This is a genomic window from uncultured Nocardioides sp. (genome assembly GCF_947489365.1).
In the GTDB taxonomy this organism is placed as follows: domain Bacteria; phylum Actinomycetota; class Actinomycetes; order Propionibacteriales; family Nocardioidaceae; genus Nocardioides.
The window spans coordinates 57,750-76,224 of sequence record NZ_CANLDB010000010.1; the positions used below are offsets into that span (position 1 = coordinate 57,750).

Here is an 18,475-nt window from a genome sequence, read left to right on the forward strand (position 1 = left end):
ACTCACCCGGCCCGGGTCTCCGCCTCCTGCCACGCGAGACGGCGGCCGACCAGGAGCAGGCGCATCGTCTGCTCGGCGGAGGTGGTCAAGGAGTCGCGCACCTCGTCGAGGGCCTGCTCGAGGGTCTGCGGCCGGGTGAGGATCGAGGCGAACGCGTCGAGGCCGGCGTCGAGCGCAGCCTGCACGCCCTCCCCCACGGTGCCGGTGAGGGCGATGATCGGGATGTCCCGCTCACCGGCGTGCCGGGCCACCTCCGCCGGCACCTTGCCGCGGGCGCTCTGCCGGTCGATCGCGCCCTCCGCGGTGATGACGAGGTCGACCCGGCCGAGCAGGGCGTCGAAGTCGAGGTAGCGGGTGATGACGTCGAACCGGGGGTGCAGGACGGCGCCCAGCAGCGCCTGCGCCCCGGCGCCGAGACCGCCGGAAGCCCCGGAGCCGGGGGACGTGCGGACGTCGTGCCCGGTGTCGCGGGCCAGCACGGCGGCGTACGTCTCGAGGGCCTGCTCGAGCGCGACGACGGTGGCCTCGTCGGCGCCCTTCTGCGGCCCGAACACGCGGGCGACGCCGCGCGGGCCGGTCAGCACGTTGTCCCAGTTGCAGGCGACCTCGAGCTCGACGCCGGCGAGCCGCGGGTCGAGACCGTCGAGGTCGACGCTGCTCAGGCGGGCGAGCTCGCCGCCGCCGCGACCGAGCTCCTCGCCGTCGGCGTCGAGCAGCCGGGCGCCGAGGGCCTGGGCCATCCCCGCACCGCCGTCGTTGGTGCCGGAGTCGCCGCACCCCATCAGGACGCGCCGCGCGCCGGCGTCGAGCGCGGCGACGAGCAGCTCGCCCACGCCGTACGTCGTGGTGCCGAGCAGGTCGCGCTGGTCGCGCGGCACGTGCTGCAGCCCGGCGGCCGCGGCCATCTCGAGGACGGCGGTCGGCGGGGGCACCTCCCCGTCGGGGCCCGGGGTGGGGTCGAGGAGGCCGAAGTAGGCGTCGACGGGCTCGCCGAGCGGTCCGGTGACGGTGACGTCGTGCAGGGTCCCGCCGACCGCGTTGACGAGCGTGCGGGCGAACCCCTCCCCGCCGTCGGGGACGGGGGTCTTGACGATGAGGGCGTCGGGGACGGCGCGGCGGACGCCGGAGGCGACGCAGTCGGCGACCTCCTCGGCGCTGAGGCTCTCCTTGAACCCGGACGGGGCGATCAGGACACGCAGTCTCACGGGGTGCTCCTTCGGGGGGCGGGGCGGGGACGGGGCAGGGGGTGCGGGCGGGGGTCGGGGGGCAGGACGACGCGGGCGGTGGTGCCGCGGCCCTCGGGGCCGGGGCCGAGCTGCAGGCGGCCGCCGTGCTGCTCCACGACGGCGGCGGCGAGGCGCAGGCCGACGCCGCGGGTCTCGTCGGGTCGGGCGGTGCCGTCGTGGAGCCACTCGACGTCGGCGCGGCGGAAGCCGGCGCCGTCGTCGACGACCTCGAGCGCGAGCCCGGCGTCCGGGCCGTGGTCGAGCCCCCGGGCGCGGAGCGCCAGCGAGCCGCCGCGCTCGGGGAGGGCGTCGAGGGCGTTGCGGACCAGCTCGGACAGCGTCTCCCGCAGCCGGGCCCGGTCGGCGACCAGCGGGGAGGGCAGGTCGCTCGCGTCGATGCTGAGCGCGACCGAGCGTCGTACCAGCTCGTCGGAGACGCGGCCGACGACCTCGTGGAGCAGGGCGGCGGGGTCGACGACCGTCAGGTCGAGGTCGACGGGGTAGCTGAGCGAGCCGAGGCGGTCCACGGCCAGGTGGGCGGCCGCGACGGACGCGGTGAGCCTCGCCGCGTCGTCGGCGCCGAGCGACCCGGCGACCGCGGCGACCTGGTCGCCCAGGCCGGACACGACGCGGGCGAGGACGAGGCGGGCGTCGTCACCGCCGGCGCCGTCCGCCCCGTGGTCCTGCTCCCCGGGAGCCGCGTCGGTGCCGCCGGCGTCCTCGAGGCGCTCGGCGAGGCGGTTGAAGTCGCGGCTCAGCAGGCCGATCTCGTCGTCGGTGCCCTCGGGGAGCCGGACGCCGGTGCGGCCGCCGGCGAGCTCGGACAGGCCGCGGTGCAGGTCTCGGACGGGCCGGAAGACGCCGCCGGCGAGGAACGCGCCGATGAGCAGCAGCAGGGAGACGACGCCGAGGCCCGCGACGACGAGGGCGATGCTCGCCGTACGACGGGCGGCCGAGGCCTCCTCGCGCACCTCCTCGCGCTTCACCTCGTCGCTGGCGACCGCGGCGTCGGTCACGGCGTCGAACGGCTCGAAACCCTCCTCCTCGACGCGCTCCAGCTCCCCCTGGGCCGCGCCCTGGCGGCCCTGCTCGACGAGGTCGAAGACCCGGTCGGCGCGGTCGTCGAGGACGCCGGCCGCGGCGCGGACCTCGTCGACCTCCCGCTCCTCGTCGGCGTCCTCGGCCAGCGACGCCCACTCGTCGAGGACGGCGGTGATGCCGTCGGTGCGCTCGAGGTAGTCCTGCCGGGCGTCGGGGTCGCCGCCGAGCGTGGAGTCGGGGACCTCCTTGAACGCCTCGAACGTCAGCGCCCGGGCCTCCATGAGCCGCAGGCTGCGGAGGTAGTGCCGCTCCTGCTCCTGCTCGGAGGCGCGCCACTGGGTCAGGGTGTAGCCGTTGACGCCGACCACCAGCACCCCGACCACGCCGAGGGCGGTGAAGGTGGCGGCGAGGCGTCGCGACAGGCTCCTGCGGCCGACCCCCGTCGTCCGGGCGCTCACAGGGCCATCCCCGTCCACTGCCACCAGCCGAGGTAGAACACGACGATGAGGACGACGTGGACCGGCAGCAGGACCGCCGAGAGCCGCATCAGGTCGGCCGGCTCGAAGGTCTCCTCCTCCAGCTCGGAGTAGAGGAGCAGCGCCTTGCTGCTGACCGCGAGGGTCAGGCAGTAGTCCATGCCGACGGTGCCGATGAACACGACGGCGACCGGGTCGAGGTCGAGCGAGGCGGCGAGCGACAGCACGGCCGGGACGAGGGCGGCGGCCCGGGCGGCGTGGGACGTCATGTAGAGGTGCGAGGTCAGGGTCAGCAGCGCCAGGACGACGAGCACCAGCAGCACGGACTCGGTCCGCCCGATGCCGGAGAAGGTGAACAGGCGCTCGACCAGCCAGGCGGCGGCGCCGGTGTCGACCAGCGCCTCGCCGAGCACGAGCGCGGCGCCGACGAACACCACGAGGTTCCAGGAGACGGCGGCGACGCCCTCCTTCCACGGCAGGACGCCGACGCCCGGCGCCGTGAGGACGACCGCCCCGGCGAGCGCGACGAAGGCGACCTCGAGGCCGTGCACGGACTCGGTCGACCACAGCGCGACCATCACGGCGGTCACGAGGAGGGTGCGCTGCTCCGCGCCGTCGAGCGGGCGGCGCTCTGCGGGCGGCAGGGAGAGCGGCGTACGACGCAGGTCGGCGGTGAGGAACAGCCGGCCGATCACCCAGCAGGAGATCGCGCTGGCCGCGACCCCGAACGGGACGCCCCACACCAGCCACCGGGCGAAGGAGATCGACTCGCCGGTGGCGTCGTCGAGCAGGTCGACGGCGATGAGGTGCGACCCGGCGCCGACGAGCGTGCAGATCGTCGAGACCAGGACGACGACGGGGACGAGGAGGGACAGCGCCCGGGTGACCGCCCGGTCGTCGAGCGCCCGGGTCAGGGCCCGGTGGACCGGCAGCATGACCGCCGCCCGGCCCGAGGTCGAGGGGATGAGCAGCGACAGCGGCACCAGCATCGCCGTCACCGCCCACGTCGCGCCGCCGACCGTGCGGACCCGTCGGCCGAGGACGGCGGTGAGCCGGCCCGCCAGCCCCGTGGCGCGGATCGCGCCGCCGAGGACGAAGGCGCCGACCATCAGCCAGACGACGTCCGCGGCGAGTGCGGCGAACAGGTCCTCCTGCTCGGCGCCGCCCAGCGCGACCAGGCCGACGGCGCAGGCCAGCGCCACCCAGGCGGCCGGCAGCCGCGTCGTCGACCACAGGACGACGGCGACCCCGAACGCGAGCAGGGCCGCGCGGGCGTCGTCCTCCAGCGAGCGGGGCAGCTGGACGAGGACCACCACGACGAGCACGCACGCGAACGGCCGGACGACGCCGTCGAGGCGCTGGCGCACCCCTCGCCGGGGCGGCGGCAGCGGCCGCGGAGCCGTCGCACCCGCCGGGCGACCGGCAGGTGTCAGCTCGAGGAACTCGGGGGAAGGCATCAGAAAACGGTAGGTGTCGCAGCGCCCGCGGACCCCCTTCACGAGGCCCTCCGGGGGCCTTCATGAGAGGACTCTCATCGGGCGGTCATCGTCGTCTCATCCGCCGTCACGGACGGGCCCCTAATTCCCTGGCCGACCCACCGGTCGTGGTGCCAGTCTCTGCCTCGCCGACGGTGCGGGAAGGGTCCGCGCAGACCGGGCGTCGGCCTGATCCGCGACGTCGTGTCGCGCACCGAGCTGGAGGTTCCCCATGCGTCACCGCACCCTCGTCCGCCTCGCGATCCCGGCGGTGGCGCTCACCGTCCTGGGGGGCCTCGCGCCCGCCGCCGGCGCCACCGGAGCAGGCGCCGGCGCCCCGGCCGCCGACGCCGAGTCCCCCGGGATCGCCGCCCACGAGATGGGCGTCAGCGACGACCTCGCCGCCGCGGCCCGTCGTACGTCGCCGCAGCGGGCCGTCCTGGACTACTGGACGCCCGCCCGCATGCGGGCGGCCACCCCGGTCGAGACCCCGTCGTACACCGCCGCCGACCTGCGGGAGGCGGCCGAGGAGGTCGAGACCACCCCGCTGCGGCAGGTCACGAAGCCGGTCGCCGCGACCGGCGGGGCGGCCCGCGCCGCGGCGCCGTTCTCCTCCGTCGCCGGCAAGGTGTTCTTCTCGAACAGCCAGGGGAACTTCATCTGCTCGGCCGCGGCGATCAACAGCACGTCGAAGTCCGTGGTCTCCACCGCCGGCCACTGCCTGCACGGCGGCGGACCCACCGGCGAGTGGGCGTCCAACTGGGTGTTCGTGCCCGGCTACAACCGCGGCAAGGCCCCGAAGGGGGCGTTCGCCGCGACCAACGGCTTCGCCATGCAGGACTGGGTCGACAACGGCGCCAGCGCGGCGGGCTTCAACCGTGACTTCGCCTTCGCCCGCCTGGGCAGGAACAAGAAGAAGCAGACCGTCGTCGGCGCCGTCGGCGGCAACGGCCTGACCGTCGGTGGCGAGTACGCGCTGAACCTGCGCGTCTTCGGCTACCCCGGCAACATCGCGAACGGCGAGGTGCAGAAGACCTGCGCCAAGAAGTCGGAGAAGATCGACTGGGAGACCTACTCCTACCGCGCCGTCGCCGGCTGCGGCTTCGGCGGCGGCTCGTCCGGCGGCCCCTGGGTGACCGGCTACAACACCAAGAAGGACGTCGGCCAGCTGCGGGGGATCACCTCGTTCGGCCCGGCCGACAACTCCTTCATCGCGACGCCGTACTTCGACAAGAACGTGCCGAACCTGTTGAAGGCGGCCGACAAGGGCTGACGTCCCCCCTGCCCTCCTGACGCGACCCGGCTCCGCCTCGTGCGGGGTCGGGTCGTCGCCGTCCCGGCGCCTCAGGCGCGCTGGAGGCGGGCCCAGGTGTGGGGCTGCAGCTCCTGGCCGACGGCGTTCATGTCGAAGGCGTAGAGCAGGTCGCCCTCGACGTTGCCGTAGAGCCGCGAGCCGCCGACGTACTCCTTGGCCGTGGCGGTGCGCATCACGCCGTCGGTGGTGAGCTCGAGCTTGCCGCCGGACGCCTCGCCGTACCAGATCTCGGCGAAGCCGGTGTTGTGCGTCAGCAGCATCTCGACCTGGGCGGTGCCCTTGCCGTCCGACGTCCCGCGCAGGAAGCCGGTCTCGATGGCGGCGTCGCGGACCTTCTCGCCGGCCTCGTCGACGATCCACGCGCGGGCCATGTAGTGCAGGAACGGTCGCCCGTCGTGGGTGAAGATCAGCTCCTGGCCGAACTGGAAGGCGTCGATCGTCGGGTAGTCGCCGTGCCCGTTGCCGCGCCAGGTGCCGAGCAGCCAGGCAAGGGGGGCGACGTCCGGGTGCAGGTCGGACGGGAGCTCGAAGGCCATGCGGTGAAGTCTAGGGTCGGGCCATGTCGCGCTCGCTGGTCGTCAAGGTCACCTGCGGCGCCGAGGACCCGGAGCGCTGCAACCAGGGGTTCACGGTGGCCGCGACCGCGCTGGCCGCCGGCGCCGAGGTGTCGCTGTGGCTGACCGGGGAGGCCGCCTGGTTCGGCGTACCGGGGCGCGCGGAGGCGTTCGAGCTGCCCCTCGCGTCGCCGCTGGCGGACCTCCTCGCCGCCGTGGTCGCGGGCGGCACGGTCACGGTCTGCACGCAGTGCGCCGACCGTCGCGGGATCACCGCCGACGACGTCGTCCCGGGCGTGCGGGTCGCGGGCTCCGCGACCTTCGTGGAGGAGGCGCTGCGCGACGGGGCGCAGGCACTCGTCTACTGAGGCCACTGCTTGGATGAGCGGGTGCGAGCCGTCGTCCAACGCGTCACGTCCGCCTCGGTCACCGTCGACGGCGAGGTGGTCGGCGCGATCGAGGCCCCGGGCCTGCTCGTGCTGCTGGGCGTGACCCACGACGACGGCCCGGCCCAGGTCGAGTGGATGGCCCGCAAGCTGTGGGGCGTGCGGATCCTGCGCGACGAGCAGAGCGCCTCCGACGCGGACGCACCGCTGCTGGTGGTCAGCCAGTTCACGCTGTACGGCGACGCGCGGAAGGGTCGTCGTCCGACCTGGAACGCCGCGGCGCCCGGCGCCGTCAGCGAGCCGCTGTACGACGCCCTCTGCACGGAGCTCGAGCGGCTCGGCGCCACGGTCGCCCGCGGGGTGTTCGGCGCCGACATGGCCGTGGAGTCCGTCAACGACGGGCCCGTGACGCTGGTGCTCGACACGCCCTGAGACCTGCGCAGCCTCGGGACGCACGAACGACAGCGGCCCGCCGCCCCCGAGGGGACGACGGGCCGGTGGTGCCGGATCAGATCGCGACGACCGCCTCGGCGACGACGCCGGTCTTGGCGGCGACGCGCACGTCGACGGGGTCGGCCTTGGGGGCCAGGGTGCGCAGGGTCCAGTCGCCGTCACCGGCGAAGAACCGGAAGTGGCCCGACGCGGAGGTCGGGACCTCGGCGGTGAACTCACCGGTGCGGTCGAGCAGGCGGACGTAGGCGTTGCCGACGGGCTCGCCACCCTCGCCGCCGCGCAGGACCTGGCCCTGGATGATGGCCTCCTTCGCCACGTCGATGCCGTCGAGCGACAGGCCACCCTCGGTGGCGCCGCACATCAGGCCTCACCCCGCTCGTCGCCCAGGACCACGGGGACGCCGATGAGGGAGCCGTACTCGGTCCAGGAGCCGTCGTAGTTCTTGACGTTCTCCTGGCCCAGCAGCTCGTGGAGGACGAACCAGGTGTGGCTCGAGCGCTCGCCGATGCGGCAGTAGGCGATGGTGTCCTTGCTCCAGTCGACGCCGGCCTCGGTGTAGATGTCCTTCAGCTCGTCGTCGGACTTGAACGTGCCGTCGTCGTTCGCGGCCTTGGACCACGGGACGTTCGCGGCGGTCGGGATGTGGCCGGCGCGCTGGGCCTGCTCCTGCGGGAGGTGCGCGGGGGCCATCAGCCGGCCGGCGTACTCGTCGGGGCTGCGGACGTCGACGAGGTTCTTCGTGCCGATGGCCTCGACGGTCTCGTCACGGAAGGCGCGGATCGCAAGGTCGGCGGGCTTCGGGGTGTACGTCGTCGCCTGGCGGGTGACCTCGTCGGAGACGAGCTCGCGGGAGTCGAGCTCCCACTTCTTGCGGCCGCCGTCCATGAGCTTGACGTCGTCGTGGCCGTAGAGCTTGAAGTACCAGTACGCGTAGGCGGCGAACCAGTTGTTGTTGCCGCCGTAGAGGACGACGGTGTCGTCGTTCTTGACGCCCTTCTCGCTCAGGAGCTTGCCGAAGCCCTCGGAGCTGATGGCGTCGCGACGCACCTGGTCCTGCAGGTCAGTGGTCCAGTCGAGCTTGATGGCGCCCTTGATGTGGCCCTTGTCGTAGGCGGCGGTGTCCTCGTCCACCTCCACCAGGACGACGTTCGGGGTGTCGAGGTTGTCCTCGACCCACTGGGTGGTGACGAGAGCGGACTCGCGGCTCATGGGCGACCTTTCGTTGGGGTGCTGGGTGTCGTGCGTGTGTCGGGGTGGAGCTGGTGTCAGGCGGTGCGGGCGCCGCGGAGGCGGCGCGCGACCAGGTACATCTCGCAGCCGAGGCAGAGGCCCGCGGCGGCGTTGAGCAGGGCGGCCACGAGGGCGAGGCCGACGAACAGGTGGCCGACGAACGTCGCGCCGACGAGGACGAGCGCGAGCCCGACCCCGGTGAAGCCCAGACCGACGGCCTGGGCGAAGCGCTGCGGGGCCCCGGCGTGGTGGTCGGGCTCGGCGGGCGGGGCCAGCCGGGGGCGGACCGCGCTGCGGTACAGCGCGGCGTACGGCGTCGCGGGCGGGCCGACGAACGTGCCGACGGCGAAGACGGCCGCCTGGAGGACGAGCAGCGCCGTACCGACCCAGCTCTCGCCGAGCAGCAGCACGACGGCCAGCACGAGGCTGGTCAGGGCGGCGGCGAAGCGCGCGGCGCGCGGGTCGCTGGGCGACGAGGTGGTGCGGGACATGGCTCTCCTGAGTGCGTCCGGACGGGGGCGGTGGCAGCCGTGCCGGGTGCTCCTGGATCAGGGCAGAGTTCGGCGCCGGCTCAGCGCATGCGACACAGCGCCGAGTGGACGCGGCAGTGGTCCACCGCGCGTCGGCGGGTCAGCATGGTCGTGGACACACCTCCACCGTAGGGCGCGGCTCGGGTGGCGTCGTACTCGGGTCTCATCATGCGGACCTGGTGTCCGACATCTGGGACAGGGCGCCGAGGACCTGGTCGCGGGTGGGGGCGCCGGAGGCCCGGGTCGCCTCGGCTCCGTCGGCGTCGAGGACGAGGGTGGTCGGCGTCCGCAGGATGTTGAGGCGGCGGACGAGGTCGAGGTGCTTCTCGGCGTCCACCTCGACGTGCGCGACGCCGGGCACGCGGCTCGCGACGTCACCGAGCGTGACCCGCGTGGCGCGGCAGGGCGCGCAGAACGCCGACGAGAACTGCAGCAGCGTCGCCCGCTCCCCCGGCTCGGCGCCCAGGGACTGCCAGGTCACCTCGTCCAGGACGGGCTCGACGGCCTTCTCCTCCGGTCGCTCGGCCTCCGCGGTCGGCCTGAACCGCCCGTTGACCCGCCGGTGCCACACCGCGAGCACGCCGGCGAGCGCGAGCGCGCCGAGCAGGATCCACGTACCGGTCATGGTGGGCCCAACGCCATACGGGCCGGGGTTATTGCCGCCGTTCGGGTCGAGTCACAGGGGCCTCACCCGCCTCGGGTTTCACCAGCCGGCTGGTGAAACCCCGTCCGGGCTGACGAAACTTCGTGCGCCTGGACGGGGTTTCGCGGGCCGGCTGGTGAAACCGGAGGACGCAGGGACCCGCGAGACACCCGAGACACACGAGACACACGAGACGTGCGAGGCGCGAGCGACGGGCGGGGCTTGCGGGACTCCTGGGGCCGAGGTCAGCCGTCGAGGACGTCGGGGTTGGCGCAGTGCTCGGGGCGGTCGCCGCGGGAGACGCGGGCGAGGTCGGCGGCGACGATCTCGGCGGCGGTGAGGGCGGTACGGCGGCTCGCGCCGGCGAGGTGCGGGGTGAGGACGACGCCGGGGGTGGTGAGGAGGCGGTCGCCGGGGGGCGGGGGCTCGACGGCGTACACGTCGAAGGCGGCGCCGAACAGCTGGCCGGAGTCGAGGGCGTCGCAGACGGCGTCCTGGTCGACGAGCGAGCCGCGGGCGCAGTTCACGACCACGCCGCCCTCGGGCATCGAGGCGAGCGCCGCGGCGGAGACCATCCCCTCGGTCTCCGGGGTGGCGCGGGCGTGCACGGTCACGAAGGTCGACCGCGCGAACAGCTCCTGGAGCTCCACGAGGGTGCCGACCTCGAGGTCCTCGGGGGACGCGAAGGGGTCCGCGACGAGGACGTCGGCGCCGTACGCCGCGAGGATCCGCGCGACCCGGCGGCCGATGGCGCCGTGGCCGACGACGCCGGCGGTGCTGCCGGCGAGCTCGGGGCCGACGCGGTCCCAGGCGTACCCGTCGCCGCGCCAGACCCCCGCCCGCAGCTCGGCGTGCACCTCGGGGATCCGCCGCGACGCCGCCAGCATCAGGGCGACGGTGTGCTCGGCGGTGGCGCTGGCGTTGCGGCCGGGGGCGAAGGTGACGGTCACGCCGTGACGGGTGGCGGCCTGGAGGTTCGCGTTCACCGGGCCGCCGCGGCCGACGCCGAACAGGCGCAGGTCAGGGCACGACTCCAGGACGCGCTCGGTGAGCGGCGCCATCTGGGTCAGGCAGGCCTCGACCCCCTGGAGCGCCTCGATCAGCTCGTCCTCGACGTCGGAGGCCTCGTGGACCTCCGCCACCGGACCGAACGGCGTGTGCGGCCAGGGCAGCTCGAGCTCGGTGACCTCGACACCGGGGACGGCGTCCCGGGCGGCGTCGGCGAGCAGGCCGGGCAGGACGAAGCCGTCCCCGGCCGCGAGCACACGGGAGATGGTCATCGGGATCCTCCGGTTCCACGGCCCGCCGCGGCGACGGTCTCCAGCGGGGGCGCGTTGTAGGTGAGCAGGGCCGCCCGGCTGCCGGTCGGGTCGAGGGCGACCTCGGTGAGCGTGCAGTTGCCGAGCCCGGGCATGACGTCGCGGTAGCGCGCGGGGTCGATGCCGAGCAGCGAGCACAGCACGAGGCGGACGACGGTCGAGTGCGCGACGACGAGCACCCGCCCGCCGCGGTGGTGGGCGGCGACGTCGGCGAGGCAGGCGGTGAAGCGGACGACGGCGTCGGCGGGCTCCTCGCCGCCGGGGAAGCGCCCGGCGACGGGGTCGTCGACGAACCGCTCGAGGTCGTCGGGGAACCGCTCGCGCATCTCGTCGCGGGTGAGGCCCTCGGCGATCCCGAAGTCCAGCTCGCGCAGGCGGGCGTCGACGACGGGCTCGACGCCGAGCGCGGCGGCGCTGGGCAGCGCGGTCTCGTGGGCGCGCGTCTGCGGGGAGCACCAGACCGCGTCGGGGCGCGCGGCGCGCGTCCAGGTCGCGAGGTCCTCGGCCTGCGCGTGGCCACGGTCCGTCATGCCGACGTCGCTGCTCCCGGCGTACCGGTTCTCGGCGTGCCACTGCGACTCCCCGTGGCGCACCAGCACCACCCGGGTCTGCTCGGTCCCGCTCATCCCTCGCTCCTCCTCCTCGCGTGTGCCGCCAGGTCCGCGGGCAGCCACCCGCGGCCCTCCAGCTCGTCCACCAGCCGCCGGTAGCCGGCGACGTGGTCCTCGGCGGGCCGGCCGCCGGTGTCGCGGCGCGGCTCGACCACGGCGACCCGCTCGACCATCTCCGCGGCCGCGGTCCCCAGGTCGCTGCCCCGGCCCCGGGCCAGGACGGCCATCCCGAGGGCGGGCTCGGCGAGGCGGACGCGGTGCAGCGGACGGCCGAGGACGTCGGCGCGCAGCTGCGTCCAGACCTCGTTGGCCGACGCGCCGCCGGTGACGACCACGTCGCCGTCCAGGGGCGCCCCGAGGGAGTCGAGCAGGTCGAGGCACAGGCGCTCGGCGTACGCCGCCCCCTGCAGCAGGGCGGCGAACGCCTCGGCCTCGTCGGCGGGCTCACCGAGGACGAGGTCCCGGGCGTCGGGCGCCCGGAACGGGAACCGCTCCCCCGGCGAGACCAGCGGGTAGCGCAGCACCGGGGTCGGCAGCACGCGCTCGGCGGCGCGGGACAGGTCGTCGAGGTCGGCGCCGCCGAAGTCGCGGGACACCAGCCCCGCCCCCACGCTCGAGGCACCGCCGGGCAGCCAGGACCCGTCGGACGAGCGGTGGGAGTAGACCACCCCGGCGGGGTCGACGAGCCGGGCGGCCGTGACCCCCTTGAGGACGAGCGTGGTGCCGAGGACGCTGTTCCAGTCCCCCACCCCGACCACGCCCGCGCCGAGCTGCGAGGCGCAGCCGTCGGTCATCCCGGCGACCACCTCCGTCCCGCGGGGCAGGCCGGTCTCCCGCGCCGCCTGGGCGCCGACGGTGCCGAGCACCGTGCCGGGCAGGACGACGTCCGGCAGCGCGGCGCGGTCCACGCCCGCGGCGTCGAGCAGCCCGGCGGGCCAGGCGACGGCGACCGGGTCGACACCGGACTTCAGCGACGTCGAGGTGTCGGTCGGCACCGGTGAACCCACGAGGCGGCGGGTGATCACGTCGGCCTGGTGGGCCACCTGCGCCCCCGCGGGCGCGTCGTCGCGGCCCAGCAGCCACATCGCCCGCGCCAGGGCTGCGGTGGGGCCCTCGAGACCCAGCTCGCGCGCGGCGTCCGCGGCCCGCTCGGTCTCCCCGGTCGCCCGCGCGTCGTCGTACATCAGCGCCGGGCCAATGGCCGCACCGGCACGGTCGAGCAGGGCGACCGTGCCCGAGGTGGCGTCGACGGCGACCGCCCGGACGACCCCCAGCGTCGTCCCGGCGGCCGCCACCTCCTCCCCCGCACCGCGCACCGCGGCCACGACGGCCTCCCACCAGTCGTCGGGGTGCTGGGTGTGCTCCACGCCGTCGCGGACCTCCGGGAGGCCCGCGGAGCCGGAGCCCAGCACCCGCCCGGTCGCGTCGACGACCAGGCAGCGCACGGACTGCGTGCCGAGGTCGATGCCCATCCAGGACTCGGTCACCGCGTGGTCCCCCACGTCGGGCGCACCGTCTCGCGCAGCGCGGTGAAGTCGGCGTACGCCGCGTCGTAGTGCGCCGCCGCCCCCGTCTCGGGCTCGACGGGCTCGCCCGCCTCCGGCACCCGGCGTGCGGCGGTCGACAGGTCCGGCTCCGCACCGGTGGCGACGAGGCCGGCGAGGACGGCGCCGCGGGCGCCGACCTCGGTGTCGGCGCAGCGGCGCACGGTCAGGCCCGTGACGTCGGCGATGAGCTGCACCCACGTGGCGCTCGCCGTCCCGCCGCCGCACAGCGCCAGCGAGCGGGGCGCCTGGTCGGCCACGGCGAGGCAGTCGCGGATGGTCATGGTCAGACCCTCCAGGACGGCGCGGGCGACGTCCGGTCGCTCGGCGTCGAAGCTCAGCCCGTGGACCGACCCACGGGCGGCGGTGTCGGTGAACGGGTTCCGCTCGCCGGCGGGGCTCAGGTAGGGCAGGAAGGTGACACCCCGCGCACCAGGCGGGCTGTCGGCGGCCAGCGCCACGAGCTCGCGGACGTCGGCCGCCCCGAGGGTGCGGGTCGCCCACTCGAGGACGTCGCCGCCCGCCATCGTCGGGAACGCGCGGAGCCAGCGCCCGGGCGTCCCGGAGGCGACGGTGATGCCGGTGCGGACCCCGGCCGGGACCTTCTCGACCACGATCTCGGGGCACAGCGTGGTGCCGAGGATGCACGTCGCCGCGCCCCGCTCGACCGCGCCGGCGCCGATGGCGGTCGCCGCGATGTCGTACGGCGCGAGGACGACGGGGGTGCCCGCCGGCACGCCGAGCTCGGCGGCGGCGCCCTCGAGCAGCGTGGCGACCCGGGCGTCGTCGCCGCGCAGCTCGGGCAGCAGCCCGCGGTGCTCGACGAGCCCCGTGGCGGCCAGGAGGTCGTCGGACCAGTCGCGCCGGTCGGCGTCCAGCAGGCTAAGGGCCCCGGACAGGTCGGTGACGCGTTCGCCGGTCAGGCAGGAGAAGACCCAGCCGCTGCAGCTGAGCACGCTCGCGGAGCGGGCCAGCCGGTCGGGGTCGTGGTCGCGGAACCAGGCCAGCAGCGGCGCAGCCATGCCCGTCGAGGGCCGGGAGGCGGTGGTCGCGGCGAACTCCTCCTCGACGCCGGTGCGGGTCCAGTCGGCCAGCACCTGCGCGGCGCGGCCGTCGTTCCACAGCGGGGCGGGGCCGGTCGGGGCGCCGTCGGCGTCGACCAGCCAGGCGCCGTCGCCCTGCGCGGTGAGCGCGAGCAGCCCCGGCGCCGAGCCGGCCTCGTCGACGACCGCGCGGACCGCCTCGACGACCGCGGCCCACACCGCGCCCATGTCCTGCTCGGCCCACCCGGCCCGCGGCCGGTCGACGGGGACGGCGCCGCGCGAGACGGCCGCCTCCGCGCCCTGCTCGTCGTAGCCGACGGCCTTGACGACCGTCGTCCCGACGTCGATGCCGAGGGCGCTCAGGCGCCCTGCGCCGGCGCTCATGCGCGACCACTCGCCATACGCGACCGACGGGCCACGGAGTCCAGGGCCACCGCGAGCAGGAGCACCACGCCGGTGACCATGAAGCGGTACGACGAGTCGAGGTTCAGCAGCGTCAGTCCACTGGAGATCGACTGGATGACGACGATCCCGAGCAGCGCCGCGAACGCCGTCCCGCGGCCGCCGAAGAGGCTGACCCCGCCGATGACCGCGGCGGCGATGGCGTTGAGGTTCACGTCGGCGGTGCCGGTCGACTGGTTCGCCGCCGCCAGGCGGGACGCCGCGAGGACGCCGCCGACCGCGGCGAGGGTGGAGCACATGACGAACGCCGTGGTGTAGACGCGGCGGACGTTGATGCCGGCCCGGCGGGCGGCCTCGGCGTTGCCGCCGACGGCGTACACGGAGCGGCCGAAGGCGGTGCGGGTCAGCACGTAGTGCATGACCAGGACGACCCCGACGAAGAAGACGAACATCCACGGCAGCCCGCGGGTGCGGCCCAGGTAGGACACGACGAACGCGAGCACCACCAGCAGCAGCACGCTGCGGGTGACGAGGTAACGCATCGACGGCGCCGACAGGCCGGCCGCGTGGCGACGCCGGGCGCGGGAGGCCGAGACGGCCAGCAGGCCGCCGGCCGCGAGGACCGCGAGGACGTAGGCGAGCGGGGCGGGCACGAACCAGAGCTGGGCGAAGCTGACCAGCGCGGAGTCGTACTCGAGGTTGATCGCGTTCTGGCCGCGCAGGATCCACAGCTGGACGCCGAGGAAGGCCAGCAGGCCGGCGAGCGAGATGACGAAGCTGGGGACGCCGGCGCGGTTGAAGATCTGGCCGTAGGCCCAGCCGACGACGACGCCGAGGAGGATGCTCGCGCCCAGCGCGAGGACCAGCGGCTGCTCGTCGAGCACGAGGACGGTGGCCATGAGGGCCGCCGAGACGCCGCTGACCGAGCCGACCGACAGGTCGATCTGGCCGACGAGCAGCACCCAGACGATGCCGAGCGCGATCATGCCGACGGGCACCATGTCGAAGGCCAGGTTGACCAGGTTGGTGCTGGACAGGAAGACCGGGTTGAGGACCTGGAAGACGGTCCAGATCACCACGATGCCGGCCACCACGGGGATGACGCCGAGGTCGCCCCCGCGGGCGCGGGCCAGCGAGGCGCGGACGCCGTCCATCAGCGTCTGCGGCGGGGCGGCGAGCCGCTCGTCCTCGCGGTCGAGGGCGCGCGGGGTGGACTCGGGCGGGACGACGGTGTCCTGGGCCATCAGTGCTCCTCCTCCTTCTTCTCGAGCGTGGGCGCTGCGTCCGCCGCGCCGGTCGCACCCGGCGTGCCGGTGGCGTCACCGGCGGCCGCGCTGCGGCGTGCCGAGCGGCGGGACACGACGTTGTCGCTGGCGCCGGTGATCGCGGCGACGATCTCCTCCGAGGACGCCGCCTGGGCGTCGAACTCGCCGTTGTTGCGGCCGAGGCGGAGGACGGCGACGCGGTCGGCGACGGCGCGGACGTCCTCCATGTTGTGGCTGATCATGACCACGCCGAGGCCCCGCTCCCGGAGCCGCTCGACGAGGTTGAGCACCTCCGCGGTCTGCGCGACGCCGAGCGCCGCGGTCGGCTCGTCGAGGACGATCACCCGCGGGTCGCCCAGCAGCGACCGGGCGATCGCCACGGTCTGGCGCTGGCCGCCCGAGAGGGACGCGACGGGCAGGGTCAGCTGCGGCAGGCGGGCGGACAGCTCCTTCAGCAGCTCCCACGACCGCACCTCCATCGCCACGTCGTCCAGCGCGAACGGACGGATCTCGTGGCCGAGGAAGAGGTTGGCCGTCACGTCGAGGTTCTCGCAGAGCGCGAGGTCCTGGAAGACCGTGGCGATCCCGAGACGCTGTGCCGCGACCGGCGAGCCGAGGGTGACCTCCTCGCCGTCCACGAGGACCCGGCCCTGCGTGGCGGGGTGGACCCCGGCGAGGACCTTGACCAGCGTCGACTTGCCGGCGCCGTTGTCGCCGACGATCGCGACGACCTCCCCGGCGCGGACGTCGAGGTCGATGTCGGTCAGCGCGGCCACCGCGCCGAAGTTCTTGCTGATGCCCTGCAGCGAGAGCAGCGGCGGGCCGGCGGCGTCCGCCGGGGTGGCGCGCTCCGCGACCGGGGCGCTCACTGCTCGATCCCGAGCTCGTCGCAGCCCTCGCGGTAGGGGCCGGTGCAGACCTCGGCAGGGTCGAGGACGCCCTCGGGTCCGAAGATCACCTCGTTCAGGTTGTCGCGGGTGACGACGGTCGGCTCGAAGAGCTGCGTGGGCGTGTCGAAGAGCTCGTCGGTCGCCTCGGGCGTCTCGCCCTGGACCAGGGCCCAGGCGACGTCGGCGGCGGCCTCGGCGACGATCTTGATGGGCTTGGAGATGGTGTTGAACTGGTCGCCCGCGATGATGCGCTGGACGGCGGCGAGCTCGGCGTCGTTGCCCGTCACCGGCGGCACGTCGACCCCGGCGGCCTTGAACGCGGCGATCGCGCCGCCACCCGTGCCGTCGTTCGCGGCGACGACCCCGGCGATGCGCCCGTCGAACTGCGAGATCTGCCCGCTCACCCACTGCTGGGCCCGCTCGGGCTGCCAGTCCGGGGTGTCGTACTCGGCGAGCTCGCCGTAGGTGCTGTCGTCGACGACGCTGTCGACGCCGTCGCGGATCAGGCCGGCGGCGGCGTCGGTGGGGCTGCCGTTGACCTGGAGGATCCCGCCCTCGGCGCCGGTGGCGTCGAGCTCGTCGACCAGCGACTGCGCGATGCTCGCGCCGATCGCCTCGTTGTCGAAGCTGACGTAGAAGTCGGCGGGGCGGTCGGGGATGGGGCGGTCGTAGGCGATGACCTTGACGCCCTGCGACTGCGCGCTCTGCACGATCGTCGCGGCCGCGGCGGAGTCGACGGGGTCGAGGACGATGACGCTCGCGCCCTGGGTGATCGCCGAGTTCGCCTGCTGCTGCTGGAGCGCGGCGTCGGAGTCGGCGTTCTGGTAGATCACGTCGCAGTCGGGACACAGCTCGCCCATCCGGGCCTCGAAGAGCGGGGCGTCGTACTCCTCGTAGCGGGTGGAGGCGAGGTCGGGCATCAGGAAGGCGACGGTGGCGCTCTCGGCGTCGCCACCCCCTGCTGCCGTGGGTTCCTCGGCGCACGCGGCGAGGGTGGTGACGGCCAGGACGGTGGCGAGCGATCCGACGACGAGCCTGTTCATGGTTCCTCCGGTCATTCGTTGTGACGTACGGCACACCAGAACGGACCGCCGAGCGGCGGGTCAACGGAGCCCGGCGAATCGCACACGCACCGTGTGCGGAACCGGTCCGTCGCTGTGCTGTGTGAGCGCACCTCACCCCTCGGCGGTCTGCCGTCCGCGGGCCCCTTGCCGCACCGGACAGGAGAAGTCACCCTGGGAGGCATGGTCTCGACAGGCGACACGAGGACTGTGCGATTCACATCGTCCGAACACACGCGGGACCGGTCGCCGCGGGCCCGGCAGGACCGCATCCGGCGCACCGTCGTCGAGGTCGGCTCGGTGCGGATCGAGGAGCTGGCGGCCGAGCTCGGGGTGACCCCCATGACCATCCGGCGCGACCTGGACTTCCTGCAGAGCCAGGGATGGCTGCGCAAGGTGCGGGGCGGCGCGACGGCGGAGCCGTCGGCGGTCCACCACGGCGACGTGCGGCACCGCCGGCAGTACCTCGCCGACGTCAAGGCCCGCCTGGCCGAGGCCGCGCTGCGTCAGGTGCGCCCCGGGCAGTCGGTGATGCTGGACGAGTCGACGACCGGGCTCGCCCTCGCCCGCCAGCTGCACCGCCGCTCGCCGCTCACGGTGATCACGAACTTCTGCCCCGTCGTCGCCGAGCTGGGCGGCACGCCGGGCATCGACCTGGTCTCGCTCGGCGGCGCCTACTTCCCGGCGTACGACGCCTTCCTCGGCCCCCGGACCGTCGACGGGGTCGCCTCGTTGCACGCCGACCTGCTCATTGCCTCGACGACGGCGGTCACCCGCGGGCAGTGCTACCACCAGTCGCAGGAGACGGTCGCGGTCAAGCGCGCGCTGATGGCGGCGTGCGACCGGTCGGTGCTGGTCGTGGACCACACCAAGTTCACCCGTCGCGGGCTCTACCGGCTCGCGCCGCTGACCGAGTTCGACCTCGTCGTCGTCGACGACGGCATCGACCCCGCCGACCTCGCCGGCCTCCGCGAGGCGGGGGTGGAGGTGCTGGTCGCCACCTGAGGACCC

The 18,475-nt window shown here is 74.6% G+C and carries 19 protein-coding genes; 4 read left to right on the plus strand and 15 right to left on the minus strand.

Features of this window, described 5'->3' with window-relative positions; genetic code table 11:
* Window positions 1-2: 2 nt before the first annotated feature.
* Genes Q0858_RS20395 through Q0858_RS20405 form a run of 3 tightly spaced genes read right to left on the minus strand, consistent with a single transcriptional unit; the run spans window position 3 to window position 4,200 of the window.
* Window positions 3-1,205 (minus strand): glycerate kinase, encoded by a 1,203-nt coding sequence (locus tag Q0858_RS20395; RefSeq protein ID WP_299058202.1) that lies wholly within the window; start codon window positions 1,203-1,205, stop codon window positions 3-5.
* Window positions 1,202-2,725, minus strand: a complete 1,524-nt coding sequence (locus Q0858_RS20400; protein ID WP_299058203.1) for an ATP-binding protein — start codon at window positions 2,723-2,725, stop codon at window positions 1,202-1,204. Before Q0858_RS20400 ends, Q0858_RS20395 begins: the two co-directional genes overlap by 4 nt.
* Window positions 2,722-4,200, minus strand: coding sequence for an SLC13 family permease (locus Q0858_RS20405; RefSeq protein ID WP_299058204.1), 1,479 nt, complete (start codon window positions 4,198-4,200; stop codon window positions 2,722-2,724). Before Q0858_RS20405 ends, Q0858_RS20400 begins: the two co-directional genes overlap by 4 nt.
* A 250-nt stretch (window positions 4,201-4,450) precedes the next feature.
* On the opposite strand from Q0858_RS20405, the gene Q0858_RS20410 reads away from it, so the two are divergent.
* The gene (locus tag Q0858_RS20410; protein ID WP_299058205.1) at window positions 4,451-5,491 is read left to right on the plus strand and encodes a hypothetical protein; all 1,041 of its coding nucleotides are present in this window, start codon (window positions 4,451-4,453) and stop codon (window positions 5,489-5,491) included.
* Between the two features lie 71 nt (window positions 5,492-5,562).
* On the opposite strand, the gene Q0858_RS20415 is transcribed toward Q0858_RS20410, so the two are convergent.
* Window positions 5,563-6,069, minus strand: coding sequence for an FABP family protein (locus Q0858_RS20415; protein WP_299058206.1), 507 nt, complete (start codon window positions 6,067-6,069; stop codon window positions 5,563-5,565).
* A 23-nt stretch (window positions 6,070-6,092) separates the two neighbouring features.
* Here Q0858_RS20415 and Q0858_RS20420 point away from each other — a divergent pair, with 23 nt between their 5' ends.
* Both Q0858_RS20420 and dtd read left to right on the plus strand, forming a co-directional pair.
* A complete protein-coding gene (locus Q0858_RS20420; RefSeq protein ID WP_299058207.1) occupies window positions 6,093-6,455 on the plus strand; it encodes a DsrE family protein in 363 nt (120 codons plus the stop codon).
* Between the two features lie 21 nt (window positions 6,456-6,476).
* A complete protein-coding gene (dtd, locus tag Q0858_RS20425; protein ID WP_299058208.1) occupies window positions 6,477-6,905 on the plus strand; it encodes a D-aminoacyl-tRNA deacylase in 429 nt (142 codons plus the stop codon).
* A 76-nt stretch (window positions 6,906-6,981) separates the two neighbouring features.
* Here the strand turns inward: dtd and Q0858_RS20430 are convergent, their stop codons facing one another.
* The 11 genes from Q0858_RS20430 to Q0858_RS20480 form a co-directional block, all read right to left on the minus strand.
* Entirely contained in the window at window positions 6,982-7,287 is a 306-nt protein-coding gene (locus Q0858_RS20430) for a DUF1416 domain-containing protein (protein ID WP_299058209.1), read from the minus strand.
* Entirely contained in the window at window positions 7,287-8,135 is an 849-nt protein-coding gene (locus Q0858_RS20435) for a sulfurtransferase (RefSeq protein WP_299058210.1), read from the minus strand. The genes Q0858_RS20430 and Q0858_RS20435 overlap by 1 nt, the downstream gene beginning before the upstream one ends.
* A gap of 56 nt (window positions 8,136-8,191) precedes the next feature.
* Entirely contained in the window at window positions 8,192-8,647 is a 456-nt protein-coding gene (locus Q0858_RS20440; protein WP_299058211.1) for a DUF4395 domain-containing protein, read from the minus strand.
* 205 nt (window positions 8,648-8,852) lie between these two features.
* Window positions 8,853-9,311, minus strand: coding sequence for a thioredoxin family protein (locus Q0858_RS20445; protein ID WP_299058212.1), 459 nt, complete (start codon window positions 9,309-9,311; stop codon window positions 8,853-8,855).
* A 263-nt stretch (window positions 9,312-9,574) separates the two neighbouring features.
* Entirely contained in the window at window positions 9,575-10,609 is a 1,035-nt protein-coding gene (locus tag Q0858_RS20450) for a 2-hydroxyacid dehydrogenase (RefSeq protein WP_299058213.1), read from the minus strand.
* On the minus strand, window positions 10,606-11,274 hold the full coding sequence (locus tag Q0858_RS20455; protein ID WP_299058214.1) for a histidine phosphatase family protein: 669 nt from the start codon (window positions 11,272-11,274) through the stop codon (window positions 10,606-10,608). The genes Q0858_RS20450 and Q0858_RS20455 overlap by 4 nt, the downstream gene beginning before the upstream one ends.
* Complete coding sequence (locus Q0858_RS20460) at window positions 11,271-12,746, minus strand: FGGY family carbohydrate kinase (RefSeq protein WP_299058215.1); 1,476 nt, start codon at window positions 12,744-12,746, stop codon at window positions 11,271-11,273. Before Q0858_RS20460 ends, Q0858_RS20455 begins: the two co-directional genes overlap by 4 nt.
* On the minus strand, window positions 12,743-14,230 hold the full coding sequence (locus Q0858_RS20465) for an FGGY family carbohydrate kinase (RefSeq protein ID WP_299058216.1): 1,488 nt from the start codon (window positions 14,228-14,230) through the stop codon (window positions 12,743-12,745). Before Q0858_RS20465 ends, Q0858_RS20460 begins: the two co-directional genes overlap by 4 nt.
* Window positions 14,227-15,492 carry a sugar ABC transporter permease gene (locus Q0858_RS20470; RefSeq protein ID WP_299058217.1) on the minus strand — a complete coding sequence of 422 codons (1,266 nt, stop codon included), beginning with the start codon at window positions 15,490-15,492 and terminating at the stop codon, window positions 14,227-14,229. Before Q0858_RS20470 ends, Q0858_RS20465 begins: the two co-directional genes overlap by 4 nt.
* On the minus strand, window positions 15,492-16,382 hold the full coding sequence (locus tag Q0858_RS20475) for an ATP-binding cassette domain-containing protein (RefSeq protein WP_299058218.1): 891 nt from the start codon (window positions 16,380-16,382) through the stop codon (window positions 15,492-15,494). Before Q0858_RS20475 ends, Q0858_RS20470 begins: the two co-directional genes overlap by 1 nt.
* Entirely contained in the window at window positions 16,379-17,446 is a 1,068-nt protein-coding gene (locus Q0858_RS20480; protein ID WP_299058219.1) for a sugar ABC transporter substrate-binding protein, read from the minus strand. The genes Q0858_RS20475 and Q0858_RS20480 overlap by 4 nt, the downstream gene beginning before the upstream one ends.
* A 201-nt stretch (window positions 17,447-17,647) precedes the next feature.
* Between Q0858_RS20480 and Q0858_RS20485 the strand changes: the two genes are divergently transcribed.
* On the plus strand, window positions 17,648-18,469 hold the full coding sequence (locus tag Q0858_RS20485) for a DeoR/GlpR family DNA-binding transcription regulator (protein WP_299058220.1): 822 nt from the start codon (window positions 17,648-17,650) through the stop codon (window positions 18,467-18,469).
* The last annotated feature ends 6 nt before the right edge of the window (window positions 18,470-18,475 follow it).

Coding starts and splice junctions, on each gene's coding strand:
- Q0858_RS20405 (WP_299058204.1), bottom strand. CDS start 4,200: ATGCCTTCCCCCGAGTTCCTCGAGCTGACACCTGCCGGTCGCCCGGCG.
- Q0858_RS20485 (WP_299058220.1), top strand. CDS start 17,648: ATGGTCTCGACAGGCGACACGAGGACTGTGCGATTCACATCGTCCGAA.
- Q0858_RS20470 (WP_299058217.1), bottom strand. CDS start 15,492: ATGGCCCAGGACACCGTCGTCCCGCCCGAGTCCACCCCGCGCGCCCTC.
- Q0858_RS20455 (WP_299058214.1), bottom strand. CDS start 11,274: ATGAGCGGGACCGAGCAGACCCGGGTGGTGCTGGTGCGCCACGGGGAG.
- Q0858_RS20420 (WP_299058207.1), top strand. CDS start 6,093: ATGTCGCGCTCGCTGGTCGTCAAGGTCACCTGCGGCGCCGAGGACCCG.
- Q0858_RS20435 (WP_299058210.1), bottom strand. CDS start 8,135: ATGAGCCGCGAGTCCGCTCTCGTCACCACCCAGTGGGTCGAGGACAAC.
- Q0858_RS20440 (WP_299058211.1), bottom strand. CDS start 8,647: ATGTCCCGCACCACCTCGTCGCCCAGCGACCCGCGCGCCGCGCGCTTC.
- Q0858_RS20430 (WP_299058209.1), bottom strand. CDS start 7,287: ATGTGCGGCGCCACCGAGGGTGGCCTGTCGCTCGACGGCATCGACGTG.
- Q0858_RS20415 (WP_299058206.1), bottom strand. CDS start 6,069: ATGGCCTTCGAGCTCCCGTCCGACCTGCACCCGGACGTCGCCCCCCTT.
- Q0858_RS20465 (WP_299058216.1), bottom strand. CDS start 14,230: ATGAGCGCCGGCGCAGGGCGCCTGAGCGCCCTCGGCATCGACGTCGGG.
- Q0858_RS20480 (WP_299058219.1), bottom strand. CDS start 17,446: ATGAACAGGCTCGTCGTCGGATCGCTCGCCACCGTCCTGGCCGTCACC.
- Q0858_RS20450 (WP_299058213.1), bottom strand. CDS start 10,609: ATGACCATCTCCCGTGTGCTCGCGGCCGGGGACGGCTTCGTCCTGCCC.
- Q0858_RS20445 (WP_299058212.1), bottom strand. CDS start 9,311: ATGACCGGTACGTGGATCCTGCTCGGCGCGCTCGCGCTCGCCGGCGTG.
- Q0858_RS20410 (WP_299058205.1), top strand. CDS start 4,451: ATGCGTCACCGCACCCTCGTCCGCCTCGCGATCCCGGCGGTGGCGCTC.